The organism is Actinoplanes sp. NPDC004185, assembly GCF_053603475.1.
The window spans coordinates 119,416-139,756 of the sequence record NZ_JBSGFR010000008.1; the positions used below are offsets into that span (position 1 = coordinate 119,416).

General features: G+C 64.6%; 18 protein-coding genes. 11 read left to right on the top strand and 7 right to left on the bottom strand.

Features of this window, described 5'->3' with window-relative positions:
* Positions 1-138: 138 nt before the first annotated feature.
* The 3 genes from ACWEOZ_RS10755 to ACWEOZ_RS10765 all read left to right on the top strand — a co-directional run bounded on the left by ACWEOZ_RS10755 (position 139) and on the right by ACWEOZ_RS10765 (position 4,902).
* Positions 139-1,479 carry an AGE family epimerase/isomerase gene (locus ACWEOZ_RS10755; RefSeq protein ID WP_451910505.1) on the top strand — a complete coding sequence of 447 codons (1,341 nt, stop codon included), beginning with the start codon at positions 139-141 and terminating at the stop codon, positions 1,477-1,479.
* Positions 1,480-1,725: 246 nt separating this feature from the next.
* Positions 1,726-3,306 carry a ricin-type beta-trefoil lectin domain protein gene (locus tag ACWEOZ_RS10760; RefSeq protein WP_451910506.1) on the top strand — a complete coding sequence of 527 codons (1,581 nt, stop codon included), beginning with the start codon at positions 1,726-1,728 and terminating at the stop codon, positions 3,304-3,306.
* Between the two features lie 42 nt (positions 3,307-3,348).
* Positions 3,349-4,902, top strand: coding sequence for an alpha-L-arabinofuranosidase B (locus tag ACWEOZ_RS10765; RefSeq protein WP_451910507.1), 1,554 nt, complete (start codon positions 3,349-3,351; stop codon positions 4,900-4,902).
* 125 nt (positions 4,903-5,027) lie between these two features.
* On the opposite strand, the gene ACWEOZ_RS10770 is transcribed toward ACWEOZ_RS10765, so the two are convergent.
* The gene (locus ACWEOZ_RS10770) at positions 5,028-6,167 is read right to left on the bottom strand and encodes a hypothetical protein (protein ID WP_451910508.1); all 1,140 of its coding nucleotides are present in this window, start codon (positions 6,165-6,167) and stop codon (positions 5,028-5,030) included.
* The gene (locus ACWEOZ_RS10775) at positions 6,097-6,681 is read right to left on the bottom strand and encodes a SigE family RNA polymerase sigma factor (protein WP_451910509.1); all 585 of its coding nucleotides are present in this window, start codon (positions 6,679-6,681) and stop codon (positions 6,097-6,099) included. Before ACWEOZ_RS10775 ends, ACWEOZ_RS10770 begins: the two co-directional genes overlap by 71 nt.
* 183 nt (positions 6,682-6,864) lie before the next feature.
* On the opposite strand from ACWEOZ_RS10775, the gene ACWEOZ_RS10780 reads away from it, so the two are divergent.
* Together ACWEOZ_RS10780 and ACWEOZ_RS10785 are read left to right on the top strand one after the other, a co-directional pair.
* Entirely contained in the window at positions 6,865-8,424 is a 1,560-nt protein-coding gene (locus ACWEOZ_RS10780) for a M1 family metallopeptidase (protein ID WP_451910510.1), read from the top strand.
* Between the two features lie 284 nt (positions 8,425-8,708).
* Complete coding sequence (locus ACWEOZ_RS10785) at positions 8,709-8,900, top strand: hypothetical protein (RefSeq protein WP_451910511.1); 192 nt, start codon at positions 8,709-8,711, stop codon at positions 8,898-8,900.
* A 22-nt stretch (positions 8,901-8,922) separates the two neighbouring features.
* Here the strand turns inward: ACWEOZ_RS10785 and ACWEOZ_RS10790 are convergent, their stop codons facing one another.
* Positions 8,923-9,129 carry a hypothetical protein gene (locus tag ACWEOZ_RS10790; protein ID WP_451910512.1) on the bottom strand — a complete coding sequence of 69 codons (207 nt, stop codon included), beginning with the start codon at positions 9,127-9,129 and terminating at the stop codon, positions 8,923-8,925.
* A gap of 143 nt (positions 9,130-9,272) precedes the next feature.
* Positions 9,273-10,664: a hypothetical protein gene (locus ACWEOZ_RS10795; RefSeq protein ID WP_451910513.1), complete on the bottom strand. Its 1,392-nt coding sequence runs from the start codon at positions 10,662-10,664 to the stop codon at positions 9,273-9,275.
* A 101-nt stretch (positions 10,665-10,765) separates the two neighbouring features.
* On the opposite strand from ACWEOZ_RS10795, the gene ACWEOZ_RS10800 reads away from it, so the two are divergent.
* A complete protein-coding gene (locus ACWEOZ_RS10800) occupies positions 10,766-11,074 on the top strand; it encodes an Imm8 family immunity protein (protein WP_451910514.1) in 309 nt (102 codons plus the stop codon).
* Between the two features lie 103 nt (positions 11,075-11,177).
* On the opposite strand, the gene ACWEOZ_RS10805 is transcribed toward ACWEOZ_RS10800, so the two are convergent.
* From ACWEOZ_RS10805 to ACWEOZ_RS10815, 3 genes are all read right to left on the bottom strand, one after another.
* A complete protein-coding gene (locus ACWEOZ_RS10805; protein ID WP_451910515.1) occupies positions 11,178-11,678 on the bottom strand; it encodes a hypothetical protein in 501 nt (166 codons plus the stop codon).
* A gap of 14 nt (positions 11,679-11,692) precedes the next feature.
* The gene (locus ACWEOZ_RS10810; RefSeq protein ID WP_451910516.1) at positions 11,693-11,914 is read right to left on the bottom strand and encodes a hypothetical protein; all 222 of its coding nucleotides are present in this window, start codon (positions 11,912-11,914) and stop codon (positions 11,693-11,695) included.
* 271 nt (positions 11,915-12,185) lie between these two features.
* Complete coding sequence (locus tag ACWEOZ_RS10815) at positions 12,186-12,917, bottom strand: HNH endonuclease (RefSeq protein WP_451910517.1); 732 nt, start codon at positions 12,915-12,917, stop codon at positions 12,186-12,188.
* A gap of 49 nt (positions 12,918-12,966) precedes the next feature.
* On the opposite strand from ACWEOZ_RS10815, the gene ACWEOZ_RS10820 reads away from it, so the two are divergent.
* The 5 genes from ACWEOZ_RS10820 to ACWEOZ_RS10840 all read left to right on the top strand — a co-directional run bounded on the left by ACWEOZ_RS10820 (position 12,967) and on the right by ACWEOZ_RS10840 (position 20,307).
* Positions 12,967-14,394, top strand: coding sequence for a hypothetical protein (locus ACWEOZ_RS10820; protein WP_451910518.1), 1,428 nt, complete (start codon positions 12,967-12,969; stop codon positions 14,392-14,394).
* On the top strand, positions 14,394-16,199 hold the full coding sequence (locus tag ACWEOZ_RS10825) for a DEAD/DEAH box helicase (protein ID WP_451910519.1): 1,806 nt from the start codon (positions 14,394-14,396) through the stop codon (positions 16,197-16,199). Before ACWEOZ_RS10820 ends, ACWEOZ_RS10825 begins: the two co-directional genes overlap by 1 nt.
* 19 nt (positions 16,200-16,218) lie before the next feature.
* On the top strand, positions 16,219-17,106 hold the full coding sequence (locus tag ACWEOZ_RS10830; protein WP_451910520.1) for a protein NO VEIN domain-containing protein: 888 nt from the start codon (positions 16,219-16,221) through the stop codon (positions 17,104-17,106).
* Between the two features lie 81 nt (positions 17,107-17,187).
* Positions 17,188-18,927 carry an ATP-dependent nuclease gene (locus ACWEOZ_RS10835; RefSeq protein ID WP_451910521.1) on the top strand — a complete coding sequence of 580 codons (1,740 nt, stop codon included), beginning with the start codon at positions 17,188-17,190 and terminating at the stop codon, positions 18,925-18,927.
* A gap of 1,026 nt (positions 18,928-19,953) precedes the next feature.
* Positions 19,954-20,307: a hypothetical protein gene (locus ACWEOZ_RS10840; protein WP_451910522.1), complete on the top strand. Its 354-nt coding sequence runs from the start codon at positions 19,954-19,956 to the stop codon at positions 20,305-20,307.
* The last annotated feature ends 34 nt before the right edge of the window (positions 20,308-20,341 follow it).

A 20,341-nucleotide genomic window follows, 5' to 3' on the forward strand; every position in this document is an offset into this window, starting at 1 on the left:
GCTGCTCGCTCGTCGAGCAGCGGGCGCGGGCCGGCCGACTGCCCATGGATTTACTTAACTTCCTTGGGCAAGTATTCGCCGGCAAGCTCGACGAGGAGGTTGACGGTCGCTCCTGGACCAGTCGGAGAGGACCCTTTCATGACAGCCACCCCGGCCGTCCCCGTGAATCTGCTCGCCCTACCCGCCCACCACGCGTGGCTGGATACCGAGTGCCGCCGGTTACTCGCTTTCGGCGCGCGGTCGGCGCTGCCCGACGGCGGCGCCGCCTACCTGGACACCACTGGCGAGCCTGATCCCACGCACGGCGTGCTCACCTGGATCACCGCCCGCACCACGCACGCGTACTCGCTCGGCGTGCTGCTCGGCGTGCCCGGCAGCGCCCTTGTCGCCGACGCCGCGCTCAAGGCCCTGACCGGCCGACTGCGCGACACCGAGCACGGTGGGTGGTTCCACGCCCTCGGACCCGACGGCGCCCCCGACCGCACCGCCGGCAAGTCCTGCTACAACCACGCCTTCGTGCTGCTCGCCGCGTCGTCCGCGGCGATCGCCGGCCGGCCCGGAGGCACCACGCTGCTCGCCGACGCCGCCGACGTCTACCTCGAGCGCTTCTGGGACGACGACGCCGGCCGCCCGGTGGACACCTGGGACGCGGACTTCACGCAGCTCGCTGACTACCGCGGCCTCAACGCCACGATGCACTCTGTCGAGGCGCTGCTCGCCGTTGCCGACGCCGTCGAGGTGCTCGAGGCCCCGGGTGCGCCCGCCATCGGCGGGGGAGCAGCCGCCTGGCGGCACCGGGCCGCGCGGTCGGCACGATTCGTCGTCGAGCTCGCCGCCGCCCATGACGGGCGCCTGCCCGAACACTTCGGGCCGGACTGGGCCCCCGATCTCGGCTTCAACCGCAGCCAACCGGACGACCCCTTCAAACCGTACGGAGCCACACCCGGCCATGGCCTGGAGTGGTCACGTCTGCTGTTGAACGTCGAGGCCGCGACCGGCACCGACGACGCCCTCGCCACAGCGGCGGTGCAGCTGTTCGACCGGGCCGTCGGCGACGGCTGGGGCGCCGACGGCGCGGAGAGCTTCGTCTACACCACCGACTGGGACGGCACGCCGTTGGTGCGTCAGCGGATGCACTGGGTGGTGGCCGAGGCGATCGCCGCCGCCGCGGCACTGCACCGACGCACCGGCGAGCGGCGGTACGCCGACAGCTACGCCGCCTGGTGGGATTACGCTGAGCGTCACCTGCTCGACCGCACGGGCGGCTCGTGGTGGCACGAACTCGACCCGCGCAACACGCCCGCCACGACCGTGTGGCCCGGCAAACCTGACGTCTACCACGCGGTCCAGGCCGTGCTGTTGCCGCGCCTGCCGCTCGCGCCCACGCTCGCCCGGGCTCTACGGTCGGGGCTGCTCGTCCCGTCGCTGCAGGAGGCCGACGGTGGCCGGGCACCGTATCCGGGACGGCCATACCGCTGAGTGCCAAGACATCCATACATGTAAGTATTGACAGACCTGATGTGAACGGTAACATCACAGAATCAACAAGGATTCAACCCTTCCGCAATGCCTTCGTAACTTCGGGCGATCTGCCCGCTGCGCCGCCTCCAAGGAGACGCCGAACCGGAGCGGGGACAGCTACGCCCTGCGCCGGGCGGTCAGCACCGACGGTGGTCTCTCACCCGTGCCGCGACTCCTGCCCGCCCCCACAGCAAGGAGAATCCCGTGCGCAAACCCTTCCGCGTCGCGCTGGCCGCGATGCTCTTCGCCACCGCCGTACCCGTCGTCCTGGCCTTCGCCGCGCCGGCCCAGGCCCTGGACAACGGCCTCGCCCGTACCCCGCAACTGGGCTGGAACGACTGGAACACCTTCGGCTGCAACGTCACCGACAGCCTGATCCGGCAGACGGCCGACACCATGGTCTCCAGTGGGATGGCCGCGGCCGGCTACACCTACGTCAACATCGACGACTGTTGGTCGCTGAGGAGCCGCAACAGCAGCGGCGATCTGGTGCCGGACCCGCAGAAGTTCCCGAACGGCATGAAGTCCCTGGCCGACTACGTCCACGGCAAGGGACTGAAGCTGGGCATCTACTCCTCCGCCGGTCTGACCACCTGCGCCGGGTATCCGGCCAGCCTGGGCAACGAGCAACGCGACGCCCGGCTGTGGGCGTCCTGGGGTATCGACTACCTGAAGTACGACAACTGCGGAGACACCCAGGGCCGGACCGGTCAGCAGCGCTACACCGCGATGCGCGACGCTCTGGCGAGCTCCGGCCGGTCGATCCTGTACGCGCTGTGCAACTGGGGCAACGACAACGTCGGCTCCTGGGGTGCCGCCACCGGCAACTCGTGGCGGACCACGGGCGACATCGCCGGGAACTGGAACTCGGTGATGGGCATCCTGGACAGCCAGCCAGGCTGGGCGTCGTTCTCGAAGCCCGGCGCCTGGAACGACCCCGACATGCTGGAGGTCGGCAACGGCCTGACCGACACCGAGTCCCGGGCCCACTTCAGCCTCTGGGCCCTCCTGAACGCACCGCTGATCGCCGGCAACGACCTCCGGACGATGAGCGCGGCGACCCGGAGCATCCTGACCAACACCGAGGTCATCGGCGTCAACCAGGACTGGGGCGGCCGGCAGGGAAACCGGATCGTCGACAACGGCGACACCGAGGTGTGGTCCAAGCCGATGGCCAACGGTTCGGCCGCCGTCGTCCTGCTCAACCGGGGGAGCAGCACCGCGAACATCAGCACCACGGCGTCCCAGCTGGGCCTCGGTAGCGCGTCGAGCTACTCGGTCCGCGACCTGTGGGCACACACCACGAGCACCGCCGGCCCGACCATCAGCGCGTCTGTGCCGTCCCACGGTGCAGCGATGTACATCGTCACCGGCGGCGGCGGGACCCCGCCGACAGGTACGACCTCGGCCTGGCGTGGTCAGGGCTCGGGACGCTGCCTGGACGTGCCCGGCGGAAGCCAGACCAACGGCACCCTGCCGGCTCTGTGGGACTGCAACGGCGGTAGCAACCAGAAGTGGACGAGCACTGCCGCCACGGAACTTCGTACCCCGGGCGGCAAGTGCCTCGACGCCGCCGGCGGGGCGACCGCCAACGGCACGGCAGTGCAGATCTGGGACTGCAACGGGGGCGCCAACCAGCAGTGGCGACCAGCATCCGATGGAGCGATCGTCGGCGTGGCCTCCGGCCGGTGCCTGGACGTGACCGGCGCCGCCACGGCGAACGGATCCCCGGTGGCGATCTGGGACTGCAACGGCGGCAGCAACCAGAAATGGACCCGGCAGTAGCCGGTGACCGCACCTACAGGTCCACACCAGCGGAGGAAGACGATGACCACAGGATCCCGCCTACGGGCCACACTGCTCGGGGCCGTCGCCGCGAGCAGCCTCGTGGCGGCACTGCTCACCGGTGCCGCACCAGCCCAGGCCGCCGCCAGCGGCCCATGCGATATCTATGCCGCCGGGGGAACCCCCTGCGTCGCTGCACACAGCACTACCCGCGCACTGTTCGGTTCCTACAGCGGCCCGCTGTACCAGGTCCGCCGCGCCTCCGACAACACCACCCGCGACGTCGGCGTGCTCACCGCCGGTGGTGTCGCCGATGCCACGACCCAGGACTCGTTCTGCGCGGGTACCAGCTGCCTGATCACGATCATCTACGACCAGACCAGCCGCAACAACCGGCTCACCCAGGCGCCACCCGGGGGCTTCCGAGGGCCGGCGGCCGGCGGGTACGACAACCTCGCCAACGCGACCTCGGCACCGATCTCGATCGGCGGGCACAAGGCCTACGGCGTCTTCGTCGCACCCGGAACCGGATACCGGAACAACAACACCAACGGGGTAGCCACGGGTGACCGACCGGAAGGCATGTACGCGATCCTGGACGGCACGCACTACAACAACGGCTGCTGCTTCGACTACGGCAACGCCGAGACCAACAGCCGTGACAACGGCAATGGCACCATGGAAACCATCTACTTCGGCAACAACACCATCTGGGGCTCCGGTGCCGGCAACGGCCCCTGGATCATGGCCGACCTGGAGAACGGCTTGTTCTCGGGAGTCAATCAGCGCAACAACGCGGGCGACCCGAGCATCAGTCACCGGTTCCTGACCGCGATCGTGAAGGGCGAGCCGAACCACTGGTCGATCCGCGGCGGTAACGCCCAATCAGGCGGCCTGTCCACCTTCTACAACGGGGTACGCCCGAACGTGCCGGGATACAACCCGATGAAGAAGGAGGGCGCCATCATTCTGGGCATCGGCGGTGACAACAGCATCAGCGGTGCCGGCACCTTCTACGAAGGCGTGATGACCTCCGGCTATCCGAGCGACGCCACCGAGAACGCGGTGCAGGCCAACATCACCGCGGCTGGTTACACCACCACCGTGACCGGCGGCGGGCCCGTACTGAATCCGGGCACGAGCGTCTCGCTGCGAGCCACCACCGCCTGCTGCACCACCCGGTACATCTCCCACTCCGGCAGCACCGTCAACACCGCCGTGGTCAGCTCGTCCAGCCCCTCGACGACCAAGGCCAACGCGTCCTGGATCGTCCGGGCCGGGCTGGCCAACAACGCCTGCGTGTCCTTCGAATCACGAAACACAGCCGGGAACTACCTGCGTCACCAGAATTACCAGCTCTACCTGAACGCCAACGACGGCAGCTCCCTGTTCGCTCAGGACGCCACGTTCTGCCCCCAGGCCGGGCGTAACGGCCAGGGCAACTCGTTTGCCTCGGTGAACTTCCCCGACCGCTTCATCAGGCATTACACCAACCTCGTCTACACGGCGAGCAACGGCGGGACCAACGCGTTCGACTCCGCCACCGCCTGGGCCGACGACGTCAGCTGGATAGCCGGGACCGCCTGGACACCCTGACGGGCGAGACGGCCGCGGCGAGCAACCTGGCTGGCTTGCGGACGGGCCCGTCTCCGCGACGGCGCGGCAGTATCCGGTCACCGGCTTGGCCGGCCGGCGACCGGATACCGCGCTGCGCTCTCGGCTCAGAAGTCGACCTTGACCCAGCTGCCCGGCTGGGCCGGGTCGCGCAGTTCCAGCTCCGTCGCGACCTGACGAATCTGGTCCGGCGACAGGACGTTGCCGTAGCCGCCCACGGTGACGAGGTAGTCACCATGGATCACCGAACAGGATTCTGCGGCGACGGAGCACTGCACGCCCGGCTCGGTGCTGTGCTCGTTCTTCTCGCCGGGCTTCGGCTTCCGCATGACGCCGATCACCAGATGGCCGGGCAGTACGGCGTCGACCCGCGTCGCCGGATCGGCGAGGGGACCCGGGTGCAGGAAGACCACCGAGTCCGACATGCCGTACTTCGCCGCGTTCTGTTCGACCGAGACCGCCTGCCAGCCCTTCGGCAGGTAGCCCAGGCGGTACGGGACCTTCAGATCCCGCCGGGTCGTCGTGGTCAGGCCCGCCGCGATCCTGGCCACCTGATCGCGGGACATGCTCGGCCCGCCGAAGCTGGGCAGGAAGGTCGCCCAGGAATCGTCGGCCCACTGCCACGCCAGGGCCGGTACGGTGGTGCCGCCATCCTGTGGTGAGCCGTAGCTCCAGTCCCGGCCGATGGCCTTGCGGCCCTTCACCCGCACCGTGTACGGCTCGCCGATGGTGAGCTGGGTGTCCCCGACACCGCCGAAGGTGCCCGGGTCGTAGACGCTGTCGGCGTACACCGTGACCGTGGCCACGGCCAGCGGAAACTTCTCGCCGAGCTGGTTCTGCCAGGTCGACCCGTCGTGGTAGACCGGCAACTCGGTGTACCCCTCGGTCACCTTAGTCGCCGGACCGATCTGGTACGCGCCCACCCGGTACTGGCCGAGGTTCGTGCCGAAGTTGATCTTCCTGACCGGAAGCGGGGCGTCGGTCGGCGTGGCCGGAGGCGGTGAGAACGAGGCGGCCGGTGCTGACGGCTGCGCTGCCGGGAAGGCACCGCCGGTGCCGGCAGGACTCATTCGAGGCAGCACCGTCACGGCGACCGCCAGACACGCGACCAGGGCACCGCCGCCCAGCGCGGCCCTGCGGCGAGTCCGGGTCCGGTGGGCCCGGGCGATGATGTGGTCAGTGGTCGTGTGCGGCGGCGGTGGTGCTTCCTGCACCGACTTCAAGACGTCCTCGATGCGGTATGACACGATCCTGTCCCTCTTCCTCGTACATGGTGATGTCTTCGGCGGCCAGCAATGTCCGTAGGGTGGCCAGCCCGCGCGCGGACTGGCTCTTGACGGTGCCCGGCCGGCACTTCAAGACCTCGGCGGTGGATTCGACACTGAGGCCCTCGAGGAACCTCAAAGCCAGAACGGCGCGCTGCCGTACCGGCACCCGGCTCAGAGCGGCCCGGAGCCGCAGCCGTTCATCGACATGGCCGGCGTGGTCGGCCAGCGCCACCTCGGGCATGGAGTCGCTGGAGGACCGCTCCCGTCGCCACGGTCGCCTCTTCTCATGGATGGCCGCGCGGACCACCATCGTGCGGGCGTAGGCATCCGGGGCGGCGACGCGTTTCCATCGCGGATAGAGCTTGGCCAGCGTCTTGGCCACCGCGTCCTCGGCGGCCTGCCAATCGCCACAGGTCACGTACGCCAGCGAGCGCAACCGTTCGAAATTGGTGCGGACGAACTCGCGGAAACTCTCCGCGTCTTCGGCATCCACTACGCTCGACTCCCTTCGTCGCGGTGAGAGGCGCGCCGGACACGGCAAGGTTGCACGACCCGGCCAAATACTTTCGCGGGAGGAGAGAGACGGCGCGCCTCGGCACCTCCGTCGTCATCGCTGTCGCGATCGACGGATGGAAGTGCATTGCGGTATCCGGCTGGGCGCGTAACGTCACCGGCCATGAGAACGTTCATAGGCAGTCGTCTGTCTGTACTCTTCGCCAGCAGCGCGGCGGTGCTCGTCGCGACCGCCGGGCTGGCCGCTCCCGCGTACGCGAGCGGCAGCGCCCCGGCACCGGGCTCGGCCGGACTCGGAGACCGGCTGTATCCCCTGCTCGGCAACGGCGGGTACGACGTGCAGGACTACAACCTCCAGGTGCTCTACCCCCACAAGGATCCGAAGCAGGCGGTGACCGGCACCGTGACGATCACGGCCGTCGCCACCCAGAACCTCTCCCGCTTCAACCTCGACTTCGGCGGTGACTCCGTCGGCAAGGTCGCGGTGAACGGGTCCACCGCCGGATTCACCCGCGATGGCGACGAACTGGTCATTACGCCACGGCACTACCTGAAGCGGGGCAAGCGCTTCTGGGTCACCGTCAGCGACTACAAGTCGACGCCGATCGAGGCCAACGCCGACTCCCCGGCCGGCTTCGTGACCACGACCGACGGCACGTTCATGGCCGGCCAGCCGGACCAGTCGCACAACTACTTCCCGAGCAACGACCACCCGCGTGACATGGCCACCTACACGATCACGCTCACCGCCCCGGCGGGCTGGACCGCGGTCGCCAACGGCCGGCACCTCGGCGACCGGCGCCACGGTGGCTACGTCTCCTCGGTCTACCGCGAGTCCAAGCCGATGGCCAGCGAACTGATCCAGGCGGCCGTCGGCGATTTCGTCGTGCAGACCCGGCCGCCGGTGAACGGCGTACCTATCCGCGACGTCGTCCCGCGCCGCCTCGCCGGCGACCTGCTGCCCAAGGCCGAGGTCGAGCGTCCGCAGCTGTCCTGGATGATGGACAAGGTCGGCCGGTACCCGTTCGAGAACTACGGCTCCCTCGTGGTCGACACCGACCTGGGCTTCGCACTGGAGACCCAGACCATCTCCCTCTACGACACCAGCCTGTTCGCCGCGCCGAAGTTCGTGCTCGACCCGGTGATGACGCACGAGCTGGCGCACATGTGGTTCGGCGACAGCGTGGCGCCCTGGTCGTGGAGCGACGTGTGGCAGAGCGAAGGCCACGCGACCTGGTACGAGCTGCTCTACGCCGAGGAGACCGGCGTCTTCCAGCAGTACACCGGCAGCCCGGACCGGGAGGCCTACTTCAAGGCCACCTACGCGTGCGGCGACATCTACCGCGCACGCTACGGCCCGGTGGCCCACCCGCTGCGGTCGGACTCGATCTGGGACGTCTTCAACCCCAACGTGTACGACGGCGGAGCGCTCGTCCTGTACGCCCTGCAGCAGCGGATCGGCGTCCGGAACTTCCAGACGCTCGAGCGGGCCTGGGTGGCCCGGAACCGCGGCAAGTCGGCCTCGACCCAGGACTTCATCGCGCTGGCGTCCCGGATCTCCGGGCAGAACCTGCGCGGCTTCCTGAACGACTGGCTCTACGGCACGAAGACGCCGCCGATGCCCGGTCACCCGGACTGGACGGTGACGCCGCCCCCGGCGCCGTCGACCGCCGCGGCAACCGCGCCGGTGCCGGCCGCCAAGTCGTTGGTCAAGCACCGCTGAACAGCAGCGCATTCGCCCTTTCGTGATCCCCGCCGGCCGCGTGAAAGTCCGGCCGGCGGGGAACACGACCATCCCGGATAATGAGGCCGGTCGGCTGGGCGGCCTCCCGAGGACGGCAGCGGCATAAGCCCCTGTACGCCGATGAGCTTGCCCGGATACTGCGACAGACGGACGCTCGAGTGGCGGTGCTGGGCGCCTGCGCGCTCCGCCTTGGTACGAACTTGCCACCGGCATCCTGGTGCGGGTTCTACACCTCTCCCGGAGGGGCAACGAAGATCGTCTCCATGATGCGCATCATGGAGGATGCGGGGGAGCCGACCGGCGATCTGACCGCGGCCGAACATGCCCGGCTGCTGGCCGTCCTCCGTTCGCGCGGTACGGCCCTCACGCACGCGCCGACGACCAGTGAAGAAGATGGCACCGCCAAGATCGCGGGCGCTCATCCGCCGCAACCCGAGCGCAAATCATTGCGGTGAGGCGGCCGGAGGCGGTTTCGCATCAACTCAGGTGGTCACAGTACGGCGAGCAGGGACGGCCGAGGCGATGGCCGAGATCCCGCAGAAGGCTCCCGATCCGCTCGACCACATCAGCGGTCGGCGTAGTGATCGCGGCGCCGGCCGCGATATGTTCCCCGACTTCGTGCAAGGTCACGTAGAGGTCCTCGGCGGTGGCCCGATCGAGCCTTAGCGTGATGTCGTCGGTCACACGCCGAAGTTAGTCTCATGCCGCCGACCGTGCGCGGCGGCCGGCGGAGGACCGTCACGGTCTGTGGGGCCACTGGTACGGCTATCGCAAGCGGTGTGATCGCCACTTCGAGTAGAGCGATGACGGGGTGGGGGCCCAGCGGCTCATTTCTGCCGGACTGCTCGCCAGGCAGCGCCGAGTAGGGCGAATACGCGGTAGAGCGCGTATGCCGCCCACCCGGTGGCCAGGGGCACACTGAGGAAGATCACCGCGCCGCCCAGGTACCGGGTGCTCTCCAGCATCCAGCCGCCGGTCAGCAGGACGGAGCCCACGACGACGGCCCAGGCCAGGACACGGCCGGTCTTGGTCAGCGAGATCCACAGGTCGGTGATTGCGGCATCGCCCGGCTCCACCCGCTGGCCGGCCTGGGACTGCACAGCCAGGCTGTCGACCTGCCGCCCGGCGGCCCGGTCGGTCTCATGAGGTGACTCACGCAGCACCGCCGACACGGCGCGCAGGTCGGGGTGATCGCGCAACAGTCCGGTCCGCGGATCGCCGAGCAGCACCACGGGGTGCGGGAAGCCGAGCAGCCATGCCTTGCCGTAGCCCCGCCTCACCCCCGGCGGCAGCACCACGGCTTTGCCGTCGTGCATGTCGTCGCGGTAGGTGCGGTCGCCGGCCACCCACACCAGTTCCGTGCCGGAGATCGCAAACTCGGAGTCGACGAGGATGCCGGCATGGCTGAACAGCGTGACGAACTGGGCGTACGCGGCGACGACCGCGAGCAGGCACAGCACGGCGACCGCAGCGCCGAGCAGTTCGTGTCGCCGGGCGGCGAAGCCGGAGAGCAGCAGCGCGGGGACAACGGCAAACAGGTACCAGCCCACGAACAGCAGGAAGCGCCGCCGGTTCATCCAGCGCTGCGTCCGGCGGCCCTGCGCCCCGGGCGGGAAGGCGGGGAGAGCGGTCCCGTCGGTCGGCCGTTGCCCGGCGGCTCCCTGCAGCCGTTCCCGGGCGGCCTCGCTCAGCAGCATAAGGCCGAGGCGGTAGACCCGGACTTCGAGGCGGTCCCCGGCCAAGCGCGCGAGGTCACGGACGAACTGCTTCTCCTCGATCTTCGGCTCGGCCAGATCGAACAGCCGCACCGCCGGCCGCCCGTCCACGGTGGCCCGCAGGTCGCTCGGAGCGTCCAGGCTGACGCTCGGTTCAGGCACCAGGTAGAGCGCGGGAACCATCCGGCGACCCCGCCCCACGATCTCCCGGTGCTCGATCACGACCGCCGCGATCTCGGCCCATCGCAGGTCTCGCCGGTACCGGCCGATCCGCACCGTCCAGCCGTCCCCGTCGACGTCGACCTGAAACGGCTGCAGCGCGTACCGGAAAATGCCGACCGCCATGAGCAGGGCGATCAGTGTGCCCGCTCCGGTCCAAAGCCGCCCGGACACCGAGCCGTCGACAGTGACCTGCAGCCTCACCAGATAGCCGGCGAAGCCCACCATCAACACCGCGAAAACCACCGCGAGCGCCCGGGAGCCGGCGGGGCGGCGCAGATTCACCCGTTCATCATGATCCAAGCAGGCAACTCGACCAAGGCCCCGCCCTCTCAGTGATCACCACACCGTGAACCCAGGATGAGGCGATTTCCGAGCTCGACCAGTTGGTCGACCATCAACCGCGCGCCTCGTTGCTCGTCCGCATGATCGTCGGCCCGCCCGAGACGCCGGACGAGGAGTCCTTCGACGTCACCGTTTGCTCGCCGCAGTGGCTGGCCAAGGCCTGTCGTAAGGTCGGCGGCCTCTACGACGCACGACACCATCTCGTTGTCAGCGTTGAAGACATCGACGTGCGCGCGCTCCGAGCGTGGCTCGCGGCGAGGGTGCAGGAGGTTGAAGCCGACAGCTGGTCGGAGATCGGCGAGCGACTGGGCAGGGTGGGTTACTCGGAGTGCGAGGACTACCGCTCCTGATGCCCGCTCAATGGCGAAAACGGATGTTGGCTGCCTTAGGCGGTGGGCAGGCTTCTGGTTGATCCGTTACGTATCTGGGTCAGATGAAATGTGACAGCTCCGGCTAGAAACGTTCCGTAGCCGTGAGGTCAGCGGAGCCGACGATGCGGCGTGCCTCGGCGATGACGTCGGCGTCGACGTCTTGTTCGGTCATGTCGGTGACCTCCAAGCAGTCGTAGATGTCGTCCAGCTCGACGAGGCGCTCCGCCAGTTCCAGCGTGTCGTGACCGAAGATTGTGTATGCCCACACGGTCAAGGCACTGGGCTCCATGAGCCCGTCCAGGACACGCCGAGCGAGTGCCTTGACTGCGGCCTCTGCACCAGCGCGGCTGCCCGGCGGGTAGAACTCCAGGCCGACCTCCTGCAGGGCGGCTTCCAGCAGGTCAGGGACTTCGTCGTCGGCATGGCGGGTATGCACCCCTGCGAGCATGGCGAGAGTAGGACCGTCATGTCCGGCGACGAGCAGGTCGCAGGCGACTTCGACAAGCTCAGCAGCACGGACGTAGCCGACTCTCCACAGAGCGGCTGCGTCGCGGGCCTTGCCCAGGGCTTCGGCGCATTTCACGTGCCCATGATGGATCAGGTGGTGGTTTTCTCGCGGGGCATTTCGATGGTGAAACGGGAGTTCAACGTTGTGGTTTGCGCGATGGTTAGCTTGCGGGCCTTGAACCGGGCGACGTTTCTTGCGGGTGGTCGGGTGACTTCGGTGAGCAGCTCATCGTGGTAGCCGACCGGGTTTTGTCGCCCGGCCAAGCCGACAGCACCGACGGAGTTGACAGTCCGGTCCACCTCGATCGCCATGCCGGCTCACCGGTCCGTGGCGGTGGCGGCCCGGCGTCGTCGTCCAGCAGTCGCCGCAGTTGTGCGGCGGTGAGCCGGGACGGCACGGTCTTGAGCTGACGCCGTTGACCAGCAGGTGCACCACGGTCGAGTCGGTCCAGAAGGCGACCATACCGCCGACGCAGTCCGGGCCAAGCCAGAACTGCTGCCCGAGGTCAGCTACACGGTCGCGCAGAGCTGCCAAACCGGCCGACGCCATTGCGTCGGCAACCGGCCGCGGACTGGTACGTATTCATCTCTTACGCAAATCCGCCTCAACCAGCCACCGCTGCGAAGCAGGAAGCCGGCTGTACCGCAACCAGATAGACGCGGCGGCGTCAGCATCGCGCCGGCCTCTCGTCATCCACTGGGCGAGGCGCTGCCGGTCGGCATCGTCGAGTGAGCGCACCGCCTCGAGGACCTGCTCGGCAGACTCGGTGTCAATCTGGCCTGCGCGGCAGCGGTCGCAACATGTGACAAGCCCTGACTGCGCCTTCGAAATCGTCAGCTTGGCGAGCCGCAATGTGTCCTCGGGGTACGGTTCACCCGCGCCGATGCCGCAATACCGGCATAGATAATCATCGGCGGCAAAGACGCTCAATCGCTCCTTTGCCGTGACGGCCTTCTGCTTGCGTGACTGATACCCGTCCACCCACACGGGACCGCCCTCCGCCACCAGGCGGAGTTCGCGAGGATTGAGCGACCTGTCCTCCCTGTATGTGGCGATGATCCAGCCCTCGGCGCGCAGGTCACGCATCCGGCGGTCGAGCTGCTCATCCTGCTCCTGCTTCGCGGCTGAGCTGAGGGCCATTCTCATCTGCTGCTTCGTGAACACGCCATCCGTTCGCACCTCGGAATGCAGCCAGAGCGCGACGCGCTTGATCCCAGACAGGTCGGTATTGCGCCAGTCGTTCGTCCCCATGGACGACATGGTCTCATATCCTTGGGGAAGCTCAACACCCTTGGTTGCGTGATCGGTCTCCATACTATATAAATATAGCTGACAAGCGCTGCGACATTATAGAGGAATACCGATGAGCCTGCCTGCTCCGGCGAATGCCGCCGACGTGCAAAAAGTTGTTGAGCAACGACTCGAAGCTCTCGACAAGGGCAGCTTGCAGGAAACGCTCACAATCGAGTTCCGCGGCCGTCCGGCCTCGCTGCCGGTTATTCAAATGCCTATCGATGCACTGGCGTACAATCCCAACACCCATCGGATTCGCGCGCAGCGTGCCACGGATCCCGAGAGGGACACCGCTCTCGACGCTGAGCCATATGGCGTCGTGGCTCAAAAATATCTACATGACCTTTTGATGGGCAGCCCAGCTAATCCTGGTAAGGTCGACCCGAGCTTCGAGGCTTTGAAGGAAGATCTGCGTGAGCACGGGCAGAACGAGCCGGGCATCATCACTCGCTCGGGTGTTCTTATCAATGGCAATACGCGGCGTGCGGCGCTGAAGACGCTCGGTGCTGAACATATTCGTGTCGCGGTGCTTCCATCGGACACCGGAATTGAAGATATCCAGAACGTCGAGCTGGCACTCCAGCTTCGAAAGGATCATCGGCGGGACTATTCGTTCATGAATCTTCTGCTGGCGCTGGACGAACGTGTTGCGGCGGGGCAGGAGCCGTCCAAGATTCAGCGCGCCTTCCGCATGCGCCCGGCTACATTCGAGCGCAATATTTGGATTCTCGGTTTTGTGCGGGAAGCTATTGAACGAAGTCGGCAAAGGCTTGGCGATGGGGCAGAAGTTTCACTCCGTCTTATCGACTTCGAGGCCGACCAAGGACAGCTCGAGGAGTTGTACAACGCCTGGAACAAGCTGAAGGCGAAGTCTAGTGACGAAGCTGAGCTGGTCAAGGAGCAACGTCTCGTCGCCATGGTTCTGGACAAGTCGAAGACGGACCTTCGGCTGATCGAGGCCGATTTCGCTACGAAGTATCTTAAGAACGTGATCCCGGTCCAGGTCCCGAAGCCTCCGGTTCCGCCGTCAACCATCCCGGGCACCTCAATTAAGACCGCGCCGGCCAGTGACGAACTCCAGGTTTTGCGGGACTTTGCGACCTCGGTTCTCAAGGCGAGGGCTCTCGAGCAATCACCTTCGGCCGCAACTCCCGCCGAAATAACGCAGGCGAGCGATGTGCTGAAGAAGGTGGACGCCGCCATGGATTCCGCCTTGGACAAGGCGGGCAAGAACAGCAGGATCAAGAAGCGGCGATTCGCTCCGGTTGAGCGCCTGTCTGACGTCGCCGACAGTGTGGATGCCGCGACCGGCTCTGTCGCAGACGCCCGGGCTACTGGCAATTTTAACGCCGATGACCTTGATGAGGCCCTAATCAAAGTCCAGGAGAGCCTTGCCAAGCTCGCTCAGCTTGTTTCTCGTAGCGTAGACACAGGAGCTGATCGCCCGGGTCTTGCCTGGCTGCGTACGGCGGCCCGGCTCGCTGATACGGATGCATGATGCTCAGCATCAGGTTTTCCACCGTCGTCGGCCGCGCTGAAGTCAGGTGTGACGAGCAGTACGTTCGATCGCTGCAAACACTGCGGGGGCGGCTTCCCAGCGCTCAAAGTGTCAACGCCTTAACCTTCGACGTTGATATTGAAGAGCTGCTTGTAAATTTGAATGAACTAGCACAGTGGCCGCAGGAAGACCACGCGAATGTCACATGGCAGCCCGAGCTGCTTACGCTCGTCGAGCAGAACGCCTCCGACGCCGCTGTCATGGCCACCAGGCTCGACGGTGCTGATACCACTTCCCCGTCCGGACATCCAGCCCTCCAAGGTGGTTGGAAGGGAAGCTTGAACAGCCTGCAAATACGCAATTTGTCCAAGCTGATCAGCCTGTCTCATGGAGCAGACTTCAGTGTCCCTGGTGCCGGAAAAACCAGAGTTGCCCTGGCAACTTTCCAGGCACGCCGGGATCGCGGCACAGTCAAGAAAATGTTGGTCGTATGCCCGAAGTCGGCATTTGAGAGCTGGCAGAACGAAATTCGCGAATGCTATCAAGCGGAAAATGTTCCATACCTCGCGGTAATGAACTCGGCACAGCCTCCCGTTGCCGACATCGTCATTATCAATTACGAGCGGCTTCCCGCTGCTAAGTCTGCGCTTATTGAATGGCTGCGCAGGCAGCCGACTCTACTTGTCCTTGACGAGGCGCATCGTACGAAACTGGGTGCGGCGGGTGCTTGGGGCGCTGCTTGCCTCACGCTGGGACCGTATTCTTCGGGCCGTCTGATCCTGACCGGTACTCCCGCACCGAACGGTTCACAGGACCTCGAAAACTTGATGTCGTTCGTTTGGCCTGGCCAGGGCCGGCTCGCTGTTTCCAGAGCTGTCGCGGGTAACGACCTGCGGAACGCCAGCCGCCTACTTCGGCCCCTGTTCGTACGCACCACGAAGGCGGAGCTGGAACTTCCGCCAGTTCACAGCACGGTGGAAAGAGTAGACCTGACACCGTTGCATCGCGAGATTTACAATTCCTTGATCGGTCAGATGTCGGCTCGAGTGATGAGTGGCGCACAAGATCTCGAAGCTTTGGGTAAAGTGATGCTCTACCTCTTAATGGCCGCGACAACACCTGCCTTGCTCGCTGTTGGATCAAGCAGATACGAGCCGTTGCCTTATCGGCTTCCCCCACTTGAGCCGTCCGCAGGTTCATCGTTGGCTGATCTCATGCGCGACCTTCCCGATTACGAGCTTGCGCCAAAATATGTGCGGGCACTGAAGATCATTTCTGATAACGCTCATAATGGCCGTAAGACACTGGTTTGGTCAACGTTCGTCCGAAGCTTAACCTCGCTTTCCCATTTGTTGTCAGCCTACAATCCAGCACTAATTCACGGCGGCACGACAGATCGTGACGAGCAACTTAAGAAGTTTCGCTCCGACGATAGTTGCATGGTTCTTCTATCGAACCCGGCAACATTAGGTGAAGGCGTAAGCCTGCATCAGGTATGTCATGAAATGATCTATATCGACCGTGATTTTGCTGCCGGGCGATTCCTCCAGAGCGTCGATCGTATCCATCGCCTCGGACTGGACCCTGGCACCGTTACTCGTGTACGAGTTCTGGTCGCGAACGAAACCATTGACGAGATGGTCGAGCGGCGCCTTAAGGTAAAGCTGGATTTTATGGGCAAGGTGCTGGATGATCCCGAGGTGGTGCAACTAGGGGACCTTGAGGAGGAACCTACTATTTCTGGCGGCATGGATAATGCCGATATTCGTGAACTGATTGAGTATCTGGGCCGTGCTACCTCCTGAGGGTACGATGCGTGCCGCTATGCGATGGCTTGATCTCATGACTAGGTCATCATTCGACCAAGCGGTTGCGCTGATTATGGCAGAGCCGTCCTATGCCGATCTAACTCAGACCCAGTATGCCTCGGCTGTGGAATGGCTCAAGGCCACCTCGCTGCTGATTGATACTACGCACGGACTGATGCTGAGCCCGACGGCACTCAGAGCCGGGACGGACTACTTAGGTCAGCAGTTTTTCGCGGAAGTGCTGGAGAACTCGCCACCGACATGGTTGCTGACGGGCGATGAATTGATATCCGACGCCGCCGATCTGCCGTCGGAAGCAGTCCGGCTCGCAGAGGTCGCAGGCGTAACGAGTGCACAGGCTGCGATGGCGATCCTGCGCGTTCGCCGTAAAGTCAACTATAAGGAGAGAGCGCGCGTTGGTGCAGCGGGCGAGCGGGCGCTTGCCGCAATCCTTGAAGAGCAGTGGCCTGGTTCTGTTGACCATGTTGCTCTATTCGACGACAGTTTTGGCTATGACATCCAGTTCTCCCACCGCTCCCGGACGTGGCATCTTGAGGTGAAGTCCACAACCCGCCGTGGCCGTCTTACGGTGTACCTTAGTCGTCATGAGCACGAAGTGGCGACGCTGGACGACGCTTGGCGACTGGTGACCGTCGGTCTTGATACCAACAATAGAGCGTGCGCAATAGCCACGGCTGGTACTGTCTCGTTGCTGAGCAGTGCCCCTGTGGATTCGACCAGTTCGACGCGCTGGGAGAACGCGAGGCACCGGATTCACCGGGATGACCTGTCGCCCGGTCTTCCATTTTTGGGCGAAGATGGCAGCATGCGTCGCTTGACATTGGCCGGTCAGGACCTTCCGCGATTCGACTGGATGCCATCCGAACTTGCTGTAGAAGACTAATTAACAGATGCCGGATCTACCCAGATCTTCTGGCTACCCGGTCTGTTCCCGGATATTGCTGTGGGTGAGTTGAGGTGTTCGGTGATATCGAGAGTTGAATTCCTCCGGTACCGGGGATTCAGAAAGTTTCAAGTCGAGTTTGCCTCTGGTGCCGTCTTGGTCGGTGCGAACAGCGCTGGGAAGTCGACTATTGCCGAGGCGCTTGCCCTGGCTGATAAATGCACGCGGATCGCTCAGCGCAAGACGCCGAACATGCGTGTCGTTGATGGCGGAATGAGTGTAAATGCATATGCTTTTCAGGCTTCCGACTCGGATACCGATCCGGTGCATCACGAGTTCTCTCGCGAGAGCGCGCGGGCAACGGTAGTCTGGTCCTCGGGTGCGCGACTTCATATGGTGTGGCCGGAAGGCGATGACTATGGCATGCAACAAGGTTTTTTCTGGCTCGAGCAAGCGGATGGCGGCCAGCCGAAAGCCACCGCTGTTGCGAAGCTGTTCTCGCCGATAACCATAATCCCGGTACTGACGCCACTAGATCAGGTGGAAGATTTAAAGAACGCCAAGTACATCAACAGTATGGTTAGTACACGATTGGCCAGCCGACATTTCCGCAACCACCTCTACTTAATGAAGCAGAACGGTGGGTTGCAGGAGTTCATTGATTTCGCTGAGCCATGGCTGCCAGAAATTTTCTTAAGCGAGGTCATCTTGGACACGTCGGCTGATCGCCTCGGCGTCTTCTATGGCGAGCGGGCCAGCCGCATTCCGAAGGAACTCGCCTGGGCCGGTGATGGAGTTCAGATCTGGCTTCAGCTGGTGTGGCACATATACCGGACAAAGGGTTCGCCGACCATCGTTCTGGATGAGCCCGAGGTTTACCTGCACCCGGACTTGCAACGGCGGCTGGTCCGTTTGCTCGATGACTGCGATGCTCAGATTATCTTGGCCACCCATTCGTCCGAGGTCATAACGGAGTCACCTCCCTCTTCGGTGGTCTGGATCGATCGCGGAAAACGCACTGGAAAGCGTGTGACTGCACCGTCGAAGCTTGCTGGGGTTGCCGATGGCTTGGGAACGAACTACAATTTGGCGCTGGTCAGAGCGACCCGCAGCAAAATGGTAATTGCAGCAGAGGCGGACGACGTCCGGATCATCAGAACGCTGGCGCGCTCGGTCGGTGCTAGGTCTATCTGGGCAGAAGATAACGTGTCTCTTATTCCAATCAGGTCTTTTTCTGATTGGGCCGGTAGTGCGCCCCTGGTCTGGATGGCTAAGGATGTTCTGACCGACGTCGAAACCTTTGCATGTATTTTGAATTCAGATTGCCGGCCGCCTGCCTTCAACAACAAGGTCGCTGCCGAACTGTCGGCGGCGGGTGTATACGCGAAGGTCTCGCCTTGGCGGGAATTGTTGAACTGCTTGTTGCAGGGGCCGATCCTCAGCCGGGCATCCGGTGCTGATGTTGACGTCATGGCATATCGTCTCGCCGATGCCGTGAATGACGTGTTTCCCGAGGGTAATGAACGGATTCAGGCGCATCGCGTGAAATTCGGAGACGGAAACTCTGACGAATCCGAGGGATTGTCCATCGCTGGTGGCCGGACTGCCGATATGCTAATGGATCGTCTTGCCATCGTTTCGCCTGCACTGGTCCTTGCCCGGCTGAACGAATGGCTCGTTCCCGCTGGATACAAGGAACTTACACCCCTGTCGATTGCTAGGGCCACCGACGCAAGCGACTTGCCGGCCGAACTGATCGAGACACTGCTGGATCTCGAAGGTGCCGTCAGCCCCCCGACCGAGTCATTGCATGTTCGGTAGCTGCCGGTCACGGGCGTGATGAGGTCGTTGAATGGCGGTCGGCGCGTCGGTTTGCACGCAGAAGTATATGGGAGGATGTCTTGGCTGATTCACTGGCTTCCGCCTTCACATGCGCGAGGGCGGATTCGCGAGAGTGAGCACTTGTTGCTGATCTTGCCATCGGGAAGCCAGGCTTAGGTGTACGGAAATGACCATTGTGTGTATAACCTGATTGTTGGGCCTCGGACACGAACCATTTCCCATACGGGCCCGCGTCGGACTGTGCCTGTACGCGCACTTTTTGATCTGGGTGGTAGGTGAGTTTGAGCCCGAGTCGTCGGTAGAGCTCGGTCGCGGTCGGTGGGGGTTTGCTTCGGCCAGGACGGTGGTGATCTCGCCGATTGCTGGCGATGGCTGTGATTTGGTCTCGGTATAGTCGCGGTCGGGATTCCGGCTGGGGTGTGGCGGCGGGCAGACCCTCGATGCGTTGGCGTTCGTTCATGGTCTGTGTGATCCCGGCGGAAGCGGCGCCGCGTCGAGGGCGGCGCGGTAGCTGGCGAGCTTCTTGTTACAGGCGGCAAGTCTGATGGCGGCCATGGGTGGTGTTGTCGTCGCTGGGCGGCGGCTGCGGGCTGTCGGTCAGACGGAGGATCGTGTCTCGATGCGGTTCGGCGTGAACGCGGATGCGAGGGCGTGGTCCAGGGGTGTGGCGAGGTCACGTTCGCGGAGGTAGGCGTTGCACGGTTGATCTTTGTTTGGCGAAGGGCGTGTTCCTAGGGCGTATCGGCACCGGTTGTAGGCCTCGTCGTTTGATCGGTGGCGTTAGGCTGCGCCCGCGAGTAACGGGACTTACCTTGGAGCAGGCCCGGTACCTGGAGCAGAGAACATCAGGATCGAGTTGAAGGAGGGGAAGTGGAAGGTGATGAATCGCTAGCATGACCCGGTCAGCGACAAGCGGATGATCTTGCTCCGCAGGCGCGTTATAGATCAACTCGAAGCGATCCGCCGGGTGCTCGCTGAGATGGCGCTGATGGGCACCCAGCGGCGTTGCGCGGCGCCCACCATCGAACCCTGCTGGCGGCGATCGCCGGCGCGCTCCAAAGTGCGCCGCAGCTCGTCCAGGAAATCCCTGGATCCGGTGTTCCGCGACGGCTCGTCGCCCACTTCGCCGGAGGCGTTCGGCGGCCTCAGGCCGCGATCGCGGATGACGACATGACCAGTCGCCTGCTCGAGGCGTTCAGGGAAGTGACGCATGAGTACCTCGCTGAGCGGAAGCGCAAGCCACGCCTCAGCGAGCTGTTGGATACCGTGTCGTTCGTCCTCGACGCGGACATGCCCAGCTATGTCGCCGACCCCAACGCCGGCGCGCTGAGGCTGGACGAGCTCGACGAATACAGATAGGCCCTGGTGGATGCGGCCGTAGCGGGCTGCGCTG

Coding starts and splice junctions, on each gene's coding strand:
- ACWEOZ_RS10755 (WP_451910505.1), top strand. CDS start 139: ATGACAGCCACCCCGGCCGTCCCCGTGAATCTGCTCGCCCTACCCGCC.
- ACWEOZ_RS10765 (WP_451910507.1), top strand. CDS start 3,349: ATGACCACAGGATCCCGCCTACGGGCCACACTGCTCGGGGCCGTCGCC.
- ACWEOZ_RS10780 (WP_451910510.1), top strand. CDS start 6,865: ATGAGAACGTTCATAGGCAGTCGTCTGTCTGTACTCTTCGCCAGCAGC.
- ACWEOZ_RS10785 (WP_451910511.1), top strand. CDS start 8,709: ATGATGCGCATCATGGAGGATGCGGGGGAGCCGACCGGCGATCTGACC.
- ACWEOZ_RS10810 (WP_451910516.1), bottom strand. CDS start 11,914: ATGGCGATCGAGGTGGACCGGACTGTCAACTCCGTCGGTGCTGTCGGC.
- ACWEOZ_RS10815 (WP_451910517.1), bottom strand. CDS start 12,917: ATGGAGACCGATCACGCAACCAAGGGTGTTGAGCTTCCCCAAGGATAT.
- ACWEOZ_RS10820 (WP_451910518.1), top strand. CDS start 12,967: ATGAGCCTGCCTGCTCCGGCGAATGCCGCCGACGTGCAAAAAGTTGTT.
- ACWEOZ_RS10825 (WP_451910519.1), top strand. CDS start 14,394: ATGCTCAGCATCAGGTTTTCCACCGTCGTCGGCCGCGCTGAAGTCAGG.
- ACWEOZ_RS10830 (WP_451910520.1), top strand. CDS start 16,219: ATGCGATGGCTTGATCTCATGACTAGGTCATCATTCGACCAAGCGGTT.